Annotated in this window: 16 protein-coding genes; 7 read left to right on the plus strand and 9 right to left on the minus strand. The window is 69.3% G+C overall.

Features of this window, described 5'->3' with window-relative positions:
• Window positions 1-199: 199 nt before the first annotated feature.
• The 6 genes from OG194_RS08845 to OG194_RS08870 form a co-directional block, all read right to left on the minus strand.
• Window positions 200-1,579 carry an 8-oxoguanine deaminase gene (locus OG194_RS08845; RefSeq protein WP_327400303.1) on the minus strand — a complete coding sequence of 460 codons (1,380 nt, stop codon included), beginning with the start codon at window positions 1,577-1,579 and terminating at the stop codon, window positions 200-202.
• A 134-nt stretch (window positions 1,580-1,713) separates the two neighbouring features.
• The gene (gene pucL / locus OG194_RS08850) at window positions 1,714-2,637 is read right to left on the minus strand and encodes a factor-independent urate hydroxylase (protein ID WP_327400304.1); all 924 of its coding nucleotides are present in this window, start codon (window positions 2,635-2,637) and stop codon (window positions 1,714-1,716) included.
• Between the two features lie 7 nt (window positions 2,638-2,644).
• Entirely contained in the window at window positions 2,645-3,046 is a 402-nt protein-coding gene (uraH, locus tag OG194_RS08855) for a hydroxyisourate hydrolase (protein ID WP_327400305.1), read from the minus strand.
• On the minus strand, window positions 3,043-3,561 hold the full coding sequence (gene uraD, locus OG194_RS08860) for a 2-oxo-4-hydroxy-4-carboxy-5-ureidoimidazoline decarboxylase (RefSeq protein WP_327400306.1): 519 nt from the start codon (window positions 3,559-3,561) through the stop codon (window positions 3,043-3,045). The genes uraH and uraD overlap by 4 nt, the downstream gene beginning before the upstream one ends.
• Before the next feature lie 358 nt (window positions 3,562-3,919).
• Window positions 3,920-4,288 (minus strand): helix-turn-helix domain-containing protein, encoded by a 369-nt coding sequence (locus OG194_RS08865; protein ID WP_327400307.1) that lies wholly within the window; start codon window positions 4,286-4,288, stop codon window positions 3,920-3,922.
• On the minus strand, window positions 4,285-4,536 hold the full coding sequence (locus OG194_RS08870) for a hypothetical protein (RefSeq protein ID WP_033279483.1): 252 nt from the start codon (window positions 4,534-4,536) through the stop codon (window positions 4,285-4,287). The genes OG194_RS08865 and OG194_RS08870 overlap by 4 nt, the downstream gene beginning before the upstream one ends.
• 148 nt (window positions 4,537-4,684) lie before the next feature.
• Between OG194_RS08870 and OG194_RS08875 the strand changes: the two genes are divergently transcribed.
• The 5 genes from OG194_RS08875 (at window position 4,685) to OG194_RS08895 (ending at window position 9,419) form a co-directional block, all read left to right on the plus strand.
• Window positions 4,685-5,515: a TIM barrel protein gene (locus OG194_RS08875; protein ID WP_327400308.1), complete on the plus strand. Its 831-nt coding sequence runs from the start codon at window positions 4,685-4,687 to the stop codon at window positions 5,513-5,515.
• A 38-nt stretch (window positions 5,516-5,553) separates the two neighbouring features.
• Window positions 5,554-6,468: a 2-hydroxy-3-oxopropionate reductase gene (locus OG194_RS08880; protein ID WP_327400309.1), complete on the plus strand. Its 915-nt coding sequence runs from the start codon at window positions 5,554-5,556 to the stop codon at window positions 6,466-6,468.
• Window positions 6,469-6,606: 138 nt separating this feature from the next.
• Entirely contained in the window at window positions 6,607-8,070 is a 1,464-nt protein-coding gene (locus OG194_RS08885) for a catalase (RefSeq protein ID WP_327400310.1), read from the plus strand.
• Window positions 8,071-8,492: 422 nt separating this feature from the next.
• Entirely contained in the window at window positions 8,493-8,729 is a 237-nt protein-coding gene (locus OG194_RS08890; protein WP_327400311.1) for a hypothetical protein, read from the plus strand.
• A gap of 117 nt (window positions 8,730-8,846) precedes the next feature.
• On the plus strand, window positions 8,847-9,419 hold the full coding sequence (locus OG194_RS08895; RefSeq protein WP_327400312.1) for a TIGR04222 domain-containing membrane protein: 573 nt from the start codon (window positions 8,847-8,849) through the stop codon (window positions 9,417-9,419).
• A 178-nt stretch (window positions 9,420-9,597) separates the two neighbouring features.
• Here OG194_RS08895 and gcl read toward each other — a convergent pair whose 3' ends face one another.
• Window positions 9,598-11,382: a glyoxylate carboligase gene (gcl, locus tag OG194_RS08900; protein WP_327400313.1), complete on the minus strand. Its 1,785-nt coding sequence runs from the start codon at window positions 11,380-11,382 to the stop codon at window positions 9,598-9,600.
• A gap of 186 nt (window positions 11,383-11,568) precedes the next feature.
• On the opposite strand from gcl, the gene OG194_RS08905 reads away from it, so the two are divergent.
• Complete coding sequence (locus OG194_RS08905; RefSeq protein WP_327400314.1) at window positions 11,569-12,279, plus strand: hypothetical protein; 711 nt, start codon at window positions 11,569-11,571, stop codon at window positions 12,277-12,279.
• Window positions 12,280-13,104: 825 nt separating this feature from the next.
• On the opposite strand, the gene OG194_RS08910 is transcribed toward OG194_RS08905, so the two are convergent.
• On the minus strand, window positions 13,105-14,712 hold the full coding sequence (locus OG194_RS08910) for an AMP-binding protein (protein WP_327407017.1): 1,608 nt from the start codon (window positions 14,710-14,712) through the stop codon (window positions 13,105-13,107).
• Window positions 14,713-14,732: 20 nt separating this feature from the next.
• Window positions 14,733-16,403 (minus strand): AMP-binding protein, encoded by a 1,671-nt coding sequence (locus OG194_RS08915; RefSeq protein ID WP_327400315.1) that lies wholly within the window; start codon window positions 16,401-16,403, stop codon window positions 14,733-14,735.
• Between the two features lie 146 nt (window positions 16,404-16,549).
• On the opposite strand from OG194_RS08915, the gene OG194_RS08920 reads away from it, so the two are divergent.
• Window positions 16,550-17,362 carry a helix-turn-helix transcriptional regulator gene (locus tag OG194_RS08920; RefSeq protein ID WP_327400316.1) on the plus strand — a complete coding sequence of 271 codons (813 nt, stop codon included), beginning with the start codon at window positions 16,550-16,552 and terminating at the stop codon, window positions 17,360-17,362.
• Window positions 17,363-17,465 lie beyond the last annotated feature (103 nt).

The raw sequence follows: 17,465 nt of genomic DNA on the forward strand, positions 1-17,465 counted from the left end.
GCTCTGACGTGGGTTTCATGGAGGTGGTGCGCGGTCGTGCGGGACCGAGGGACGGAACCCAACAAAAGGGGTAGATAAGGCCGTTCCGGGGCGCACACATCCATGCACGCCCCGGCCACGGCCACCGGCCGAGGGCCGTCCCCCTCAACCGGAGATCTTCAACTCAGCGACGCCGTACGGCGCTTCATGCCGAGCGTGGTCAGCCCTGCGCGGCGATCCGCGCCAGTCGCCGGGCCTCTTCCCGCGTGGAGCGGGCGATCGTGTCCTCGTCGACGTGCAACAGCCGGTTGTCCTCGACGATCTGACGACCGTTCACGAACGACGCGGTGACCGGGGCCGCCGCGCCGAAGACCAGCGCGGTCACCGGGTCGGCGATCGAGGCGTGCGCGAGGGTGTCCAGGTTCCACAGCACCAGGTCGGCCAGCTTGCCCGGCTCCAGGGAACCGATCTCCCCTGCGCGGCCCAGCACTTGGGCGCCGCCGTACGTTCCGAGGCGCAGCGCCTGGCGGGCGTTGAGGGCCGCTTCGCGGTGGGCGCCGAGGCGGTTGATGAGGAGCGCGTTGCGCAGCTCGGTGTGGAGTTCGCCGGACTCGTTCGAGGCGGTGCCGTCGACGCCGAGGCCGACCGGGACACCGGCGGCGAGCATGTCGGGGACGCGGGCGATACCGGCGGCGAGGCGGGCGTTGGAGGAAGGACAGTGGGCGACACCCGTCTTCGTGCGGGCGAAGGCGGCGATGTCGGAGTCGTTCATGTGGACGCAGTGCGCCATCCACACGTCCTCGCCGAGCCAGCCGGTGGACTCGAAGTAGTCGGTCGGGCCCATGCCGAACAGCTCCTTGCAGAACTGCTCCTCCTCGACCGTCTCCGAGCCGTGCGTGTGCAGCCGCACCCCGAGCCGACGCGCCAACTCGGCGCCCTGCTTCAGGAGTTCGGTCGACACGGAGAACGGCGAGCAGGGGGCCACCGCCACCTGGGTCATCGCGTCGAAGGAGGCGTCGTGGTGCTCCCGTACCGTCGCCTCGGTCGCGGCGAGGGCACCCTCCAGGGTCTCGACGGCGAAGTCCGGAGGCAGCCCGCCGTCCTTCTCGCTGCGGTCCATGGAGCCGCGGGCCAGCGTGAAGCGGACACCCATCTCGCGGGCGGCGCCGATGATCGCGCCGGAGAGGTCGCCGGAGCCCTTCGGGAAGACGTAGTGGTGGTCCATCGCGGTGGTGACACCACCGCGGGCCATCATCGCGAGGGAACCCTGCGCGGCGGCACGGACCATCGGCTCGTCGATGCGCGCCCAGGTCGGGTACAGCGCGACGAGCCAGTTGAACAGGTTGTGGTCGGTGGCCAGGCCCCGAGTGATCCACTGGTAGAAGTGGTGGTGGGTGTTGACCAGGCCGGGGGTCACCAGGTGGCCCGACGCGTCGATACGGCGTACGACGTTCTCCAGGCCCTCGGGCGCCCTGCCCGCGCCGAGGGACTCGATGCGGTTGCCGGCGACGACGAGGTAACCGGTGGCGTACTCCGTGTCGTTGGCGTCGACGGTCGCGATCGAACAGTTCTCGATGACGATGCGCTGAACTGCCGCCATGGTTCGTCCTATTCACTGTGTGGAACGGGCACGGCAGGACCCGGGGATTTGAGTACCGCGGCCCGCACGGGACGGGCGGGCCACGGGTGCCGCAGGCGAACCGGCCGAAAGGGCGCCGGTCCAGAGGAAGTTGCTCAGAGGTTGGTGAGATCCACCGGGATCTTCGGCTCGCAGCCGTCCCGCAGGATCGTCGCCTCGATCAGCCCGTAGGGCCGGTCAGCGGCGAAGTACACCTCGTTGTCGTTCTTCAGCCCGAACGGCTCCAGGTCCACAAGGAAATGGTGCTTGTTGGGGAGGGAGAAGCGGACCTCGTCTATCTCGCTGCGGTTGTTGATGATCCGCGAACCCATTTGGTACAGGGTCTGCTGGAGCGACAGCGAGTACGTCTCCGCGAAGGCCTGGAGCATGTGCTTCCTCACCTGCTCGTAGGACTTCTCCCAACTCGGCATCTTCTGCTCGTCGTCGGACCAGTTGAAGCGCCAGCGGGCGGAGACCTGGGTGGCCAGGATGCGGTCGTAGGCCTCGGGGAGGGTCGTGTACTTGTCCTTGACGTAGCCCCAGAACTCGGAGTTGGTCGAGTTCATCACGACGAGGTCCTTGAGGCCGGATATGACCTCCCACGACTCCCCGTCGTAGGTGATCTGGGTGACCCTGGTCTCCTGGCCCTTGCGGACGAAGGAGTGCTTGACCTCGTCGGCGCCGATGAACTGGGAGTTGGCGTCGGAGGTGTCGATCCGCTCCCAGGAGTACTCCTCGATGCGGATGCGCGCGGTCTTGATCGGCTCCTGGCTCGTCACGAAGTGCCGGGCGAGGTGGATGCCGAACTGCTCGGCGGACTCGATGCCGTGCTCCTTGGCGAACGCGTACACCGTGTTCTTCGTGGTGTCGGTCGGCAGCACGTTGGCGTTCGAGCCGGAGTAGTGGACCTCATCCATGTCGCCGCTCAGCGACACGGAGACGTTGAGGTCCTTGATGTGGTGGGTGGCGCCGTCCCGCGTGATCTTGACGACTCGGTTCTCGGCCTTGCCGTACTGGTTCTGGCCCAGGATCGTAGGCATGTGTCTGCTAGCTCCCTCGGTATACGGAGTAGCCGAACGGGTTGAGCAGCAGCGGTACGTGGTAGTGCTCGCCAGGCTTCACGGCGAAGGTGATCGCCACTTCCGGGAAGAACACTCCGGTCGTCGCATCGCTGTCCCGATTCGCGGGGGCGTCCTGCTGCGCATCGGCTTGCTTCTTTTCGAAATACGGCTCCACGGCGAAGTCGAGCCGTACGTGTGTGGTGCCCTCCGGCAGCGCCGGGAGGTCCTTGCACCGGCCGTCCGCGTCGGTGGCGGAACCTCCGAGCGGCTGCCACTCCCCCAACGGGCCGCTCCGGGCGGCGAGTTGGACGGCGACGCCCTCGGCGGGGCGGCCGACGCTGGTGTCCAGGATGTGCGTGGACACCGAGGCGGTGGTGCTGGTGCTCATGCGCGGGCTTCCTCTTCGACGATGCGGGCGAGCCGGATACGGTTGATCTTGCCCAACTCGGTGCGGACGATCTCGCGTTCCCGCTCCGGCGAGTTGCCGATCCGTTCCCTGACCGCGTCGCGCATCTGCTCGCCGGTGCGGCCGGTGGCGCAGATCAGGAAGACATGGCCGAACCTCTCCTGGTACGCCAGGTTGAGGTCGAGCATCTCCGCCCTGAGGTCCTCGGAGGCGCCCGCCATGCCGCGCTGCTCGCGGGCGGAGGTGGGGTCGCCGGGCTTGGGCCGGCCGATCGGCGGGTGACCGGCCATCGCCTCGGCCAGGTCGTCGGCGGTCAGCTCCGCCATCGCGGAGTCGCTCGCGGCGTACAGGTCCTCGGATCCGGCGTACGGACGGGCGGCGAGCAGCCGTCGCGCCCACGCCGTGGAGGCACATGCGTCGAGGAGCGCGACGAACGCCGCGTGCTCCTCCAGAACGTTGAACCGGACGAGCCCCGGCGGCATGGAAGTCGTAGTCACGGGAGCCTCCGTGGCCTTGTGCTGAACGGGCTGCCCAGTAGCTAACGCCCCACGGAACACCACGTCAACACTTTGTTGAAAATTCCGGGTAACAAAGCCGGGAAGTCCGCCCCGGGGGGGCGATCGCGGAGAGCACGACGACTCCCTGCGGGCGCATGCGGACGGAATCGAGGCAGCCGTTGCAGGCCGGACAGCGGCGGCGGGCACACCTGGCACGGCCGGGCACACCCCGGAAGCCGGAGGCCGAGAGGGCCGGACACACCCCGGAGGCCCCGGGCGAACACGTCACGGCGACCAGCACCCCGCCCAATCCACCTCACGCCCGCCCCGAACACGCACCCCGCAGCGCGAAGCCCGCTCAGGCGTCCTTCTCACGGTTCAGGTAGTTGTACACGGTGAACCGGCTGACCCCGAGGGCGCTCGCTACGGTCTCCACTCCGTGCCGGACCGAGAAGGCGCCGCGCGCCTCCAGTATCCGTACGACCTCCTGCTTGGCCTTGCGGTCGAGGTCCGCGAGGGGCTTGCCCTTCTTGCGTTCCATGGCGGCCAGGATGTGGTCCAGCGAGTCCGCGAGCTGCGGCAGGCGTACGGCGACCACGTCCGCGCCCTCCCAGGCGAGCACGACGTCGTCGGGGCCGGCCTCGTCGGGCGGGAGCATCTCGCCGCCCATGGCGTCGACCAGCGGCTTCACGGCCGTGATGAACGGCTCGTCCGCGATACCGGTCACCGGTCGCCCTCGCCGATCACGTTGAGCTGGAGCGAGACCCGGGTCGCACCGGCCTCCAGGGTCCTGCGCAGCAGCGCGTCGACGGCGGTGAGCACCGCGTCGGTACCACCCTCGGCCGTGTTGCCGAACGGCCCGACGTCCACGGCGTCCAGCTCCGCAGCCTCGATGACCTCCCGGGCCACCAGCGCATGCGCGGGCGCCTCGTCGAGATCGAAGGGCTCTGTCGTGAACTCCACTCGCAATCGCACGCGCACAACCTAACGCGCGGTGCCGTTTTCCGCCGAGCCCCCTTGACAAGCCCCGACACCCGACGGCAATCTTCCATTAAGCAGAAACGAACTTCCGCAATACGGAATTACGACACGGACTCTCGACACGGAAGGGAGCGCGGCCCCCATGGGATTCGAAGACCAGCGCTTCAACGTCAACCTGTCGATCCTCTTCACCGAACTCCCGCTCCTGGAGCGCCCCGCGGCCGCCGCCGCGGCCGGCTTCACCGCGGTCGAGCTGTGGTGGCCCTGGGTCGACTCCCCCACTCCCGAGCAGTCCCAACTGGACGCGCTCAAACGGGCGTTGGAGGACGCGGGCGTCCAGCTCACCGGCCTGAACTTCTACGCCGGACAGCTCCCCGGCCCCGACCGTGGCGCCCTGTCGATCCCCGGCGAGGAGTCGGAGAGGTTCCGCGCGAACATCGACGTGGCCGCCGACTTCGCCCACTCGCTCGGCGCTACGGCCCTCAACGCGCTCTACGGCAACCGCGTGGCCGGCGTCGACCCGGCCGAGCAGGACGCGCTCGCGCTGGAGAACCTGGTCCTCGCGGCCCGCGCCGCCGACCGGATCGGCGCGGTCCTGCTGATCGAGGCCCTGAACAAACCCGAGTCGCCGCTCTACCCGCTCGTCAGCGCGCCCGCCGCCGTGGATGTCGTCGACAGGGTCAACGCCGCGTCCGGCCTCGGCAACGCGCGCTTCCTCATGGACCTGTACCACCTGTCCATGAACGGCGAGGAACTCCCGTCCGTGATCGAGCAGTTCGCCGCGAAGACCGGCCATGTGCAGATCGCGGACAACCCGGGCCGTGGCGCCCCCGGCACCGGCACGCTCCAACTGGAGGATCTCCTCGACCAGTTGAGGAAGGCCGGTTACGACGGCTGGGTGGGCCTGGAGTACAAGCCCGGCGACCGCCCGAGCGCCGAGGCCTTCGACTGGCTCCCGCACGCAGCGCGCTGAACTCCCCGACGCAGCAGAGCAGTTAGAGAGGCACCCGCATGAGCAAGCTCGCAGACTCTTCCCACCCGACCCACCCGGCGGTTGCCTGGATCGGCCTCGGCATCATGGGCTCCCCCATGTCCGAGAACCTGATCAAGGCGGGCTACAACGTCACCGGATTCACCCTGGAACAGGACAAGTTGGACCGCCTGACCGCCGCCGGCGGCACCGCGGCCGGCTCCATCGCCGAGGCCGTGCGGGACGCCGACGTGGTGATCACCATGGTCCCCGCGTCCCCGCAGGTCGAGGCCATCGCCTACGGCCCCGACGGCATCCTGGAGAACGCCCGCGCCGGCACCCTCCTGATCGACATGTCGTCGATCACCCCGCAGACCTCGGTCGACCTGGCAAAGGCCGCCGTAGAAAAGGGAATTCGGGTCCTGGACGCCCCCGTCTCCGGCGGTGAGGCCGGTGCGATCGAGGCCGTGCTGTCCATCATGGTCGGTGGCGGACAGTCCGACTTCGAGGAGGCCGAGCCGATCTTCGACGCGCTCGGCCGGACCATCGTGCTGTGCGGTCCGCACGGCTCGGGCCAGACCGTGAAGGCCGCCAACCAGCTGATCGTCGCCGTGAACATCCAGGCGTGCGCGGAGGCCGTGGTCTTCCTGGAGAAGTCGGGGGTGGACCTCGCGGCCGCCCTCGACGTCCTCAACGGCGGGCTCGCGGGCTCCACCGTGCTGACGCGGAAGAAGGACAACTTCCTGAACCGCGACTTCAAGCCGGGCTTCCGGATCGACCTGCACCACAAGGACATGGGCATCGTCACGGACGCGGCGCGCAACGTCGGCGCCGCGCTGCCCGTGGGTGCGGTGGTGGCGCAGCTGGTCGCGAGCCTGCGTGCGCAGGGAGACGGCGGGCTCGACCACTCGGCGCTGCTGCGCGCCGTGGAACGCCTGTCGGGTGCGCGGCTCTAGCACTCTCTCCCCCCAGACCCCGGGCGGCGCCGTCGCTGACAACTGTCCTGTCGCGCCCAGGCGTTGGCGCCGCCCGGAACCATGCCCACCAGTTCAACGAATTCGACGAGTTCAACGAATCATCGAGGATTGCTCCCCATGTCGAAGCGCGTGCTCACGACCGAGTCCGGCGCCCCGGTCGCCGACAACCAGAACTCCGCCTCCGCCGGCATCGGCGGCCCGCTCCTCCTCCAGGACCAGCATCTGCTGGAGAAGTTGGCCCGCTTCAACCGCGAGCGCATCCCGGAGCGCGTGGTGCACGCCAGGGGCTCCGGCGCGTACGGCTACTTCGAAGTCACCGACGACGTAACCGACTTCACCCACACCGACTTCCTCAGCACGGTCGGCAAGCGCACCGAGGCGTTCCTGCGCTTCTCCACGGTCGCGGACTCGCTCGGCGGCGCGGACGCGGTGCGCGACCCGCGCGGCTTCGCGGTCAAGTTCTATACGGAGCAGGGGAATTACGACCTGGTCGGGAACAACACCCCGGTGTTCTTCATCAAGGACCCCATAAAATTCCCGGACTTCATCCACTCGCAGAAGCGCGACCCCTTCACGGGGCGTCAAGAGCCGGACAACGTATGGGACTTCTGGGCGCACAGCCCCGAGGCCACGCACCAGGTGACCTGGCTGATGGGCGACCGCGGCATCCCGGCGTCGTACCGCCACATGAACGGCTACGGCTCGCACACCTATCAGTGGACGAACGCGGAGGGCGAGGCCTTCTTCGTCAAGTACCACTTCAAGACCAACCAGGGCGTGCGCAGTCTGAGCGGCGAGCAGGCGGCGGAGCTCGCGGGCAAGAACCCCAACTCCCATCAGACGGACCTGCTTCAGGCCATCGAGCGGGGCGTGAACCCGTCCTGGACGCTGCACGTCCAGCTCATGCCGGCGGCCGACGCGGCGGAGTACCGCTTCAACCCGTTCGACGTCACCAAGGTCTGGCCGCACCGCGACTACCCGCTCCAGCGCGTGGGCCGCCTGGTCCTGGACCGCAACCCGGACAACGTGTTCGCCGAGGTCGAGCAGGCCGCGTTCTCCCCGAACAACTTCGTGCCGGGCATCGGTCCTTCGCCCGACAAGATGCTCCAGGGCCGCCTGTTCGCCTACGCGGACGCACACCGCTACCGCCTGGGCGTCAACCACACCCTGCTCGCGGTGAACGCCCCGAAGGCGACGACGGCGCAGAACTACGGCCGGGACGGCTTCATGGCGTCCAACTCCACCGCCCAGGGCCGCGCGGCGAAGAACTACGAGCCGAACTCCTACGACGGTCCCGCCGAGACCGGCCGCGCCCTGTCCGCCCCACTGGCGGTCACCGGCTACACGGGCACGCACGAGGCTCCGCAGCACACCAAGGACGACGACTTCTACCAGGCGGGCGAGTTGTACCGCCTGATGTCGCCCGAGGAGCGGACCCGCCTCGTCGCGAACATCGCCGGCGGCCTCGCCCAGGTCTCCCGCGACGACGTGATCGAGAAGAACCTCGCCCACTTCCACGCCGCCGACCCGGAGTACGGCCGACGCGTGGAGGAGGCGGTCCACGCCCTGCGCGAGGACTGAACCGGGGACCGGAGAACCGAAAGATCCCACAGACGGCCCGTGTGTGCCGGACGACCCGGATGAGGGGTGGTCGGCGGCACCGCGCGGGCAGGGCCAGGACCGCGGCGGAATGCGAGCCAGTGCGGTGGTGAAGGTTCCAGGGGCTACTTCTCGACCTGAGGGAAGAAGCACCCCGGTCCCGTCGCGACCGCCGCGGTCCCAGCCGAACTCCTTTACGCAGGGCTCCCTGGGGCTCCCCTTTGTGCAGAAGGGCTCCCCTCGCCAGCCCACAGACTCCGTCCGGCGGCGCGAACGTCCTGTCGCGCCCAGCCTCGCGCCGTCGGACGGCCAGCACGACGAGCGCCGGATACGGACGGTTCCGTATCCGGCGCTCTTCCGTGTTTCCGGGTGCGGATCCGCCGTGGGCACAGCAGCCTGAAGGCATGGCACACCCATCGGAACACCCGCACATCGTGGTCCATCCCCCGGCGCTGGACGGCTCCCGCAGGGTCACCACCGGCGACGAGACCCTCGGTATCGCCTCGCACCTGGACGACGTCGTCGAGATCCTGCGCCTCGCCGATCTGGACCGGATCGAGGTCGAGGAGAGTGACCTGATCGACTGGCAGGGCGGCGGGCCCGAGCACTGGCCCGGTCTGTCGGAGCACCACGATCAGTGAACCTCAAATAAACCTCTGAACCCCCCTCGCGAGGCTTCAACCACCCCTGCACACGGGCACATTCGTCGCACGAGGCCCGCCGGCACGGGGGCGGCGGGCCTCGTATCAGGGGGTGTCATGAGCGGTGATCCTACGATCCGGCTCCAGCCTCACGAGGTCGCGTTGCTGCGGGGCGGTTCTCGGGCGGCCGTGACCGTGGCGGTGGTCGCCTTGCATCTGCGGGGTGAGGTGCGGGCCGGGCGGCGCGGGACGATGCGGACGTCGGGGGTGGCTGCGGGGGCGGGGGCGCTTCCTCGGCTCACGAAGGCTGTGCACTCCGCGCTGTACCGGCCGGCGGGTATGCGGGAGTTGCTTGACCGGCGGGGTGTGGTTGAGGCGCTCGGGGAGTTGCGTGGGGATCTTGTGGCGGCGGGGTTGCTGCGCAGGGTTCCGCCTCGGCGTACTCGCGCTGCGCGCGTGCTGTTGAAATCCCTGCGGGTTCAACTCCCGCTACCTGTCGGGCGGGAGGGGGTGTCGTCAGGCGATGTTCTGCTGGCGGTTGCCCTGTACGGGGACAAGACGTTGCTCTCGCTTGTGCCGCGGTTTGCTGAGGCGGCGGGGTTGATCGGGCGGGGCGGGATCGCGGACGAGGGGTTGCCGCAGACCTGGGGTGGGGGGTCCGGGGGCGGGTTCACTTGTGGGGCCGGGTAGGTCCTGCCTGGGACTGTTCGTCGCGGGGTGCGGGTCGAATGTAGCTGGTCGCGCCCACGCGGCGGAGCCGCAAATTGACACAGCCCCGCGCCCCTTTGGTCGGCGCTTCGCGCCTCCCAAAAAAGCAGGGGCGGCCCATCCTCCCGGATGGGCCGCCCCCTCTGTCTCCCCCCGCCTCTCAGACCTTCAACGTCCTGATCGACGTCGGTGCATGACCCGGTTCCGTCGCGATCTCCTCGAACTCCACCACGTTGCTGATGTCGTTCGTCTTGCTCATCGCGATGTTGGTGACTCGTTCCAGGATCGCTTCGACCACGACCGGGACCCTGAACTCCGCCGCGAGCTTCTTGGCCTGTTCGAAGGCCGTGCCCAGTTCGGTGGGGTCGGTGACGCGGATGGCCTTGCAGCCGAGGCCCTCGACGACCTTGATGTGGTCGACGCCGTAGACGCCCAGCTCGGGCGAGTTGATGTTCTCAAATTCCAGGTTGACCTGGAAGTTGATGTCCAGGCCGATCTGCGCCTGGCGGATCAGGCCCAAGTAGGCGTTGTTCACCAGGACATGGACGTACGGGATCCGGTGCTGTGCCCCGACCGCCAGTTCCTCGATCATGAACTGGAAGTCGTAGTCGCCGGAGAGGGCGACCACGGACGCGTCGGGGTCGGCCTTGGCGACGCCCAGTGCGGCCGGGATCGTCCAGCCGAGGGGGCCCGCCTGGCCGCAGTTGATCCAGTGGCGGGGACGGTAGACGTGCAGCATCTGGGCGCCGGCGATCTGGGAGAGGCCGATGGTGGAGACGTACCGGGTCTCCGGGCCGAAGGCCTTGTTCATCTCCTCGTAGACGCGCTGCGGTTTGATCGGGATGTCGTCGAAGTGCGTGCGGCGCTGGAGAGTTGACTTCCGTTCCTGGGCCGATGCCGCCCAGGCCGAGCGGTCGGGGAGGGTGCCCGCAGCCTTCAACTCCCTTGCCACGTCCACGAACAGCTCCAGCGCCGCCTTCGCGTCGGACGCGATGCCGTAGTCGGGGGCGAAGATCTTGCCGATCTGGGTCGGCTCGATGTCGACGTGGACGAACTTCCGGCCCGCCGTGTAGACGTCGAGCTTGCCGGTGTGGCGGTTGGCCCAGCGGTTGCCGATGCCGAGGACGAAGTCGGACTCCAGGAAGGTCGCGTTGCCGTAGCGGTGCGAGGTCTGGAGGCCGACCATGCCGGCGTTCAGTTCGTGGTCGTCGGGCAGGACACCCCAACCCATCAGGGTCGGGACGACGGGGGTTCCGGTCAACTCGGCGAATTCCACGAGGAGTTCGGCCGCGTCCGCGTTGATGACACCGCCGCCCGCGACGATCAGGGGGCGTTCGGAGGCGTTCAGCATCCCGATCGCCTTCTCGATCTGGGCGCGGGTCGCGGTCGGCTTGTAGACCGACAGCGGTTCGTACGTGTCCGGGTCGAACTCGATCTCCGTGAGCTGCACGTCGATCGGGAGGTCGATCAGGACCGGGCCGGGGCGGCCTGAGCGCATCAGGTGGAAGGCCTGCTGGAAGACGCCGGGGACCTGGGCCGCCTCCAGGACCGTGATCGCCATCTTCGTCACCGGGGCCGCGATCGACGCGATGTCGACGGCCTGGAAGTCCTCTTTGTGGATCACGGCGGTCGGGGCCTGGCCCGTGATGCACAGGATCGGGATCGAGTCGCCGATCGCGGAGTAGAGGCCGGTGATCATGTCGGTGCCGGCCGGGCCCGAGGTGCCGATGCAGACACCGATGTTGCCCGGGCCGGTGCGGGTGTAGCCCTCGGCCATGTGCGAGGCGCCCTCGACGTGGCGGGCGAGGGTGTGGTTGATGCCGCCGGATGCCTTGAGCGCGGCGTAGAACGGGTTGATCGCCGCGCCCGGGACGCCGAACGCGTCACTGACGCCCTCGCGCTTGAGGATCTCGACTGCCGCGCGGGCAGCGGTCATACGAGCCATGGAGTACTCCTGCTTCGGCTGTCGGAATCACATCACCGGCGCGCCCTGCGGTGAAAACTCCTTGCGAGCTTCTGACTTCCGCACATTTTCCGTATTGCGGAATCTAACTTCTACTATCTGGAAGTAATGTAAGTGGGGTGACCAAGGCCGTCAAGAGACGGACAAGCAGGGGTTTTCAGGAGGACTATGGGGCTCATGTCCGAGAGCGTGCCGGTGCGCTGTCCGGCGTGCCGAAGAGAACACGTCTACGCCGCGCCGTCGTATCCCTGTGTGTGCGGGGCCCCTGTCGCCCCGCCGCTGGACCAGCGCGGCGTGGCGACCGTCGTGAGTCACCGAGTGTGGGACGAGGACTGGATCGCGGTCCGCTGCGCGGCCTGCGGCCGGCTCGACGAGTGGCCGTACCCGGAGCTGGGCTGCCCGTGCGGGACCCTGCTGCGGATACCGGTCGCGGGCGCGGAACCGACGTCGGAACCCGCCGCGAGGACCACGAAGGTCGGCGGCGCCGAGGTCGAGGGCCGCCCCGCCTTCCAGCCCGTCACGATCCGCACCGCGCGCGACGCGGTCACCGCCGCCGCGCTCTACCTCCGCTGGCTCGGCTACCGGGACATCCGCCGCGCCGACCAGCGACCCCCGTCCGGCATCGGCCTCGCCGCCCGCGGCATCCTGGCCCAGGTCGACCCGACCGTACGGCCCGCCTCACTGCGCGACGTGGAATGCCTGTGGCTGACGGCCATGACGGAGTCCACGGAGTGTGTCTACTTCTCGCTCGCCGGTTACGCCGACGACGCCCGCGCCCGCGCGGACGCCCTCCGAGTCCCCCTGTTCGTCCTCGACCTCACGGGCACACCACAGCCGGTGAACGACCTGGCGGATCAACTGGACGCGGCGGGGAGTTAGTTGGGCGGGCGGGGTCGGTTCGCGGCGACCACGGCCGGTTCGTGACGGCAGATGCCTGGCAGCGGGCGGCGGACCACTGCCTGACGGTACGGCGAGGAAGCACCCCAAGTCGCCGACCTCACCGCAGACCGTCCCACTCGACCCCACGGACACACCCCAGCCGGCGAGTGGCCCGGCCTGCCAACTCAAAGCAGCCGGGAGTTAGTTGAGCGGTCGCAGCCGGTTCGCGACGACTGACGCCGGGCGACGCGCAGCGGGCGACTGCCGGACCGCTGGACGAAGGCGCGGGCCCCCGGGAGGCCGTCCGCCGACGGCGACGTGCGGCTGCGTCCGCAGCTGCGGGACATTGTCCCAAGGCCGGGCCGTACATCGCAGGCCTCGCCGCAGGCCGCCCCATTCGACCTCACCGGCACACTCCGGCCGGTGAGCGGCCTGGCCAACCAACTCGACTCAGCGGAGGGCTAGTTGAGCGGCCGGGGTCGGTTCGCGACGACAGGCGCCGGGCCATGGGCAACGGGCAGCGGGCAGCTACCGGGCTGCGGGACATTGCCACGAGGCCGCGCCCCAAGCCGCAGGCCCGCCGGACTCGCCGGAGCCGCCGTAGCCGCCGCCAACCGTCCCGCCAGATGCATCTCAGGCCGCCGTACGCAGCCACGCAGCGAGTCACGGCAGGCCCGCCGGGTACCAGCACCCCACGCCCCAACGCCCCGTACACGCCCCCGACAGACCGGCCACCCAAGTCACCCGACAACACTCCGGCAACCCAGCACCCCGGCCCACCACGACGCCCTCAGACACCCACCCGCACCCGAGGACTCCCCCACCTCACCGCCCCCGAACGGCCCGCTCCCGCAGCTCGATCTTCCGTACCTTCCCCGACACCGTCATCGGAAAGGCATCCATGATCTGGAGCAGACTCGGAATCTTGTAGTGCGCCAGCCTTCCCTCGCAGAACCCCCGCAGCTCCTCCAGGGTCAGCGGGTCCGCCGGATCCCTCGGGATCACGCACGCCAGCACCTCCTCCCCGTAGCGCTCGTGCGGCACCCCCACCACCTGGACGTCCGCGATCTTCGGGTGGGTGTAGAGGAACTCCTCGATCTCGCGCGGGTAGATGTTCTCGCCGCCCCGGATGATCATGTCCTTGATGCGGCCGACGATCTCGACGTAGCCGTCCTCGCGCATCATCGCGAGGTCACCCGTGTGCATCCAGCGGCCCGCGTCGATCGCCTCAGCCGTCTTCTCGGGCTCGTTCCAGTAGCCGAGCATCACGCTGTAGCCGCGGGTGCACAACTCGCCTGCCGTGCCCCGGGGTTGGGTCACACCCGTCGCCGGGTCGACGACCTTGACCTCCAGGTGCGGGAGGACGCGGCCGACCGTGCCGGTGCGGTGTTCCAGGTCGTCGTCCATCCTCGTCTGGAGCGAGACCGGGGACGTCTCCGTCATGCCGTAGCAGATGGACACCTCCGCCATGTGCATCTCGGCGACCACCCGTTTCATCACCTCGACCGGGCAGGTCGAGCCCGCCATGATGCCGGTGCGGAGTGACGAGAGGTCGTAGGACGCGAAGTCGGGGAGGTTCAACTCCGCGATGAACATGGTCGGTACGCCGTAGAGCGATGTGCAGCGCTCCTGCTGGACCGCCTTCAGGGTCGCCGCCGGGTCGAAGGACGGGGCCGGGATCACGATGCACGCACCGTGCGAGGTGGCCGCGAGGTTGCCCATGACCATGCCGAAGCAGTGGTAGAAGGGCACCGGGATGCAGACCCGGTCCTGCTCGCTGTAGGCGATCAACTCACCGACGAAATAACCGTTGTTGAGGATGTTGTGGTGGGAGAGAGTGGCGCCCTTGGGGAAGCCCGTCGTACCCGAGGTGTACTGGATGTTGATGGGGTCGTCGCAGGACAACTCGGCCTCGCGGGACCGCAGTTCCTCCGCACGGTCGGCCGCGCCCCGGGCTGCCATCGCGTCCCAGCTCGGATCGCCGATGTACACCGTCTCCCGCAACTGCGGGCACTTGGACCGGACTTGCTCGACCATCGCTCGGTAGTCGCTGCTCTTGTGGCCGGCCGAGGCGAACAGGACCGAGATCCCCGCCTGGTTGAGGACGAACTCGACCTCGTGGGTCCGGTACGCCGGGTTGATGTTCACCATGACCGCGCCGATGCGGGCGGTGGCGTACTGAACGAGCACCCACTCGGGGCAGTTGATCGCCCAGATCCCCACCCGGTCACCCTTGGCGACCCCGCTCGCGAGCAGCGCGTACGCCAACTGGTCGACATCGGAGGCGAATTGGCCGTAGGTCCAGCGCCGCCCGGACGGGACGTCGACGAGCGCCTCGCGGTCGGGCCACGCGGCGACCGCCCGGTCGAGGTTCGCCCCGATGGTGTCGCCGAGGAGTGAAGTCCCGCTGGTTCCATGGCTGTACGAGTTCATCGGCGCGTTCGACTGCGAGTTCATCGGAAGTCCTCCTCGCGGTACTCGGCGTCCGACCCCGCGGCCGTCGCCTCCCGCAGTTCGATCCGGCGGATCTTGCCGGAGACGGTCTTGGGCAGATCGGCGAACTCCAGGCGGCGGATGCGCTTGTACGGGGCGAGGACGTCCCGCGAGTGCTCGAACAGCACCTTCGCGGTGTCGGGTCCCGGCTCCCAGCCCGCCGCGAGGACGACGTACGCCTTCGGTACGGCGAGCCGCAGCTCGTCCGGCGCGGGCACCACGGCGGCCTCGGCCACCGCCTCGTGCTCCAGCAGGGCGCTCTCCAGCTCGAACGGGGAGATCTTGTAGTCGGAGGCCTTGAAGACGTCGTCGGAGCGGCCGACGTAGGTGATGTAGCCGTCCTCGTCGCGGGAGCCGATGTCGCCGGTGCGGTAGTAGCCGCCGGCCATCGCCTCCGCCGTACGGTCCGGGTCTCCGTGGTAGCCGGTCATCAGGCCGACCGGCGCGTCGGACAGGTCGAGCGCGATCTCGCCCTCGGCCGCGCCCGGCGCACCCGACACAGGGTCCAGCAACTCGACCCGGTAACCCGGGCTCGGCCGCCCCATCGAACCCGTCTTCAGCGGCTGACCGGGACTGTTCGACACCTGCACGGCCGTCTCCGTCTGGCCGAAACCGTCCCGGATGGTGACGCCCCAGGCGCGCCGCACCTGCTCGATCACCTCGGGGTTCAAGGGCTCCCCCGCCGCCAGCGCCTCGCGGGGCGGGGTGCGCAGCTGGCTCAGGTCGGCCTGGATCAGCATCCGCCACACCGTCGGCGGGGCGCAGAAGGTGGTGACCCCCGCACGGTCCATCTCGGCCATCAGCCGGGCCGCGTCGAAGCGCGTGTAGTTGTGGATGAAGACGGTCGCCTCCGCGTTCCACGGCGCGAAGAGGTTCGACCAGGCGTGCTTGGCCCAGCCGGGCGAGGAGATGTTGAGGTGCACGTCGCCGGGGCGCAGACCGATCCAGTACATCGTCGCCAAGTGCCCGATCGGGTACGACGTGTGAGTGTGCTCCACCAGCTTGGGGTGGGCGGTCGTGCCCGAGGTGAAGTACAGCATCAGGGGGTCGTCGGCCAGGGTCGGGCCGTCCGCCGTGAACTCCGCGGAAGCCGCGTACGCGTCCTCGTACGTCCGCCAGCCCTCGACCGCGCCGCCGACCGCGATCCGCGTGTACGTCCCGGGCACCTCGTCGAACTTGTCGACGTCCCCGGAGCGCACGATCACCTGCCGGACCCGGCCGCGTTCGACACGGTCGCGCAGGTCGGCGGGGCCGAGCAGCGGGGTGGCCGGGATGACGACGGCGCCCAGCTTCATCGCGGCCAGGGCCGTCTCCCACAGCTCGGTCTGGTTGCCGAGCATGACGAGGATGCGGTCCTCGGCGCGGACGCCCTGGGCGCGCAGCCAGTTGGCGACCCGGTTCGAGCGCTCGGACATCTCCGCGAAGGACAGGGCGGCCTCGGTGCCGTCCTCCTCGACGATGTGCAGCGCGGTGCGGTCGTTGCCGGCCGCGATGGCGTCGAACCAGTCGAGCGCCCAGTTGAAGTGCTCGGGCCTGGGCCAGGAGAAACCCTCGTAGGCCGTGGCATAGTCCGTACGGTGCGCCAGCAGAAAATCCCTCGCGCTACGGAACGACTCACTCGCCGTCGTCATCTGTCCTCCTAAGTACCGGACCATTGCCGGGCGGCTCTCTGACATCGTGTAATCCGTGATGTGGGTCTCACTACCCCCGTACGGGGGTGTGTGCAGCACGGCGGCCGCAATGAAGGGGCAAGCGAGTGGCGACGGACGCGGCGGGAATGGTGGAGATTCAGTCGGCGCTGGTACGGCTCCGGCGGGGTACGGGGCTGCCCGTCGCCTTCGGCGGCCTGGTGGAGACCGGCCGGCAGCAGATGCGCATCAGCGAACTGAGCGGCACGTTGACCCCGTCCCTGCGCGCCCTCGCGATCACCTCGGGCAACGGCCTCGGCGGCAAGGCGGTCGCCCTCGCCCGCCCGTGCGCCGTCGCCGACTACTCGTCCTCCCACCAGATCAGCCACGAGTACGACGCCCCGGTCGCCACCGAGGGCCTCCGCGCGATCCTCGCGGTCCCGGTCGTCGTACGCCGCCGGGTGCGCGGTGTCCTCTACGGCGCGCTGCGCACCGCCCAGCCGTTGGGCGACCGGATGCTCAGCGCGGCGATGGAGGCCGCCCGGGACGTGGAACAGGCGCTGGTCGTACGGGAGGAGGTGCGGGAGCTGCTGAGCGCGGCGCACCCGGCACCGGCCCCCGACCCGGCGGCGAGCGCGGCGTGGGAGCAGGTGCGGGAGGCGCACGCGGCGCTGCGGGCGCTGGCTCCGCGCATCCCGGACCCGGCACTGCGGGCCGAACTGCTGGACGCCTGCGGCCTGTTGACGGCGGAGGCCGCCACCGGGGTCGTAGAACTCGCGCCTCGGGAGCTGGACGTCCTGACGTGTGTGGCGGCCGGGGCGACGAACGCGGTGGCGGCGGAGCGGCTCGGGCTGCGGCCGGAGACGGTGAAGGGGTATCTGCGCTCGGCGATGCGGAGGCTCGGGGCGCACACCCGCGGGGAGGCCGTGGTGGCGGCGCGACGGGCGGGGGTACTGCCGTGAGAGGGGTGGTGGTAGCCCCGTCGGCGACCCCTGAGGGGGCTCCCGCGACGAGCGGCTATTCATTCATCGGAGCTTTGAATTTCCTGATGCTGCACAGTTGTTA

Source organism: Streptomyces sp. NBC_01288 (assembly GCF_035982055.1).
Classification (GTDB): domain Bacteria; phylum Actinomycetota; class Actinomycetes; order Streptomycetales; family Streptomycetaceae; genus Streptomyces.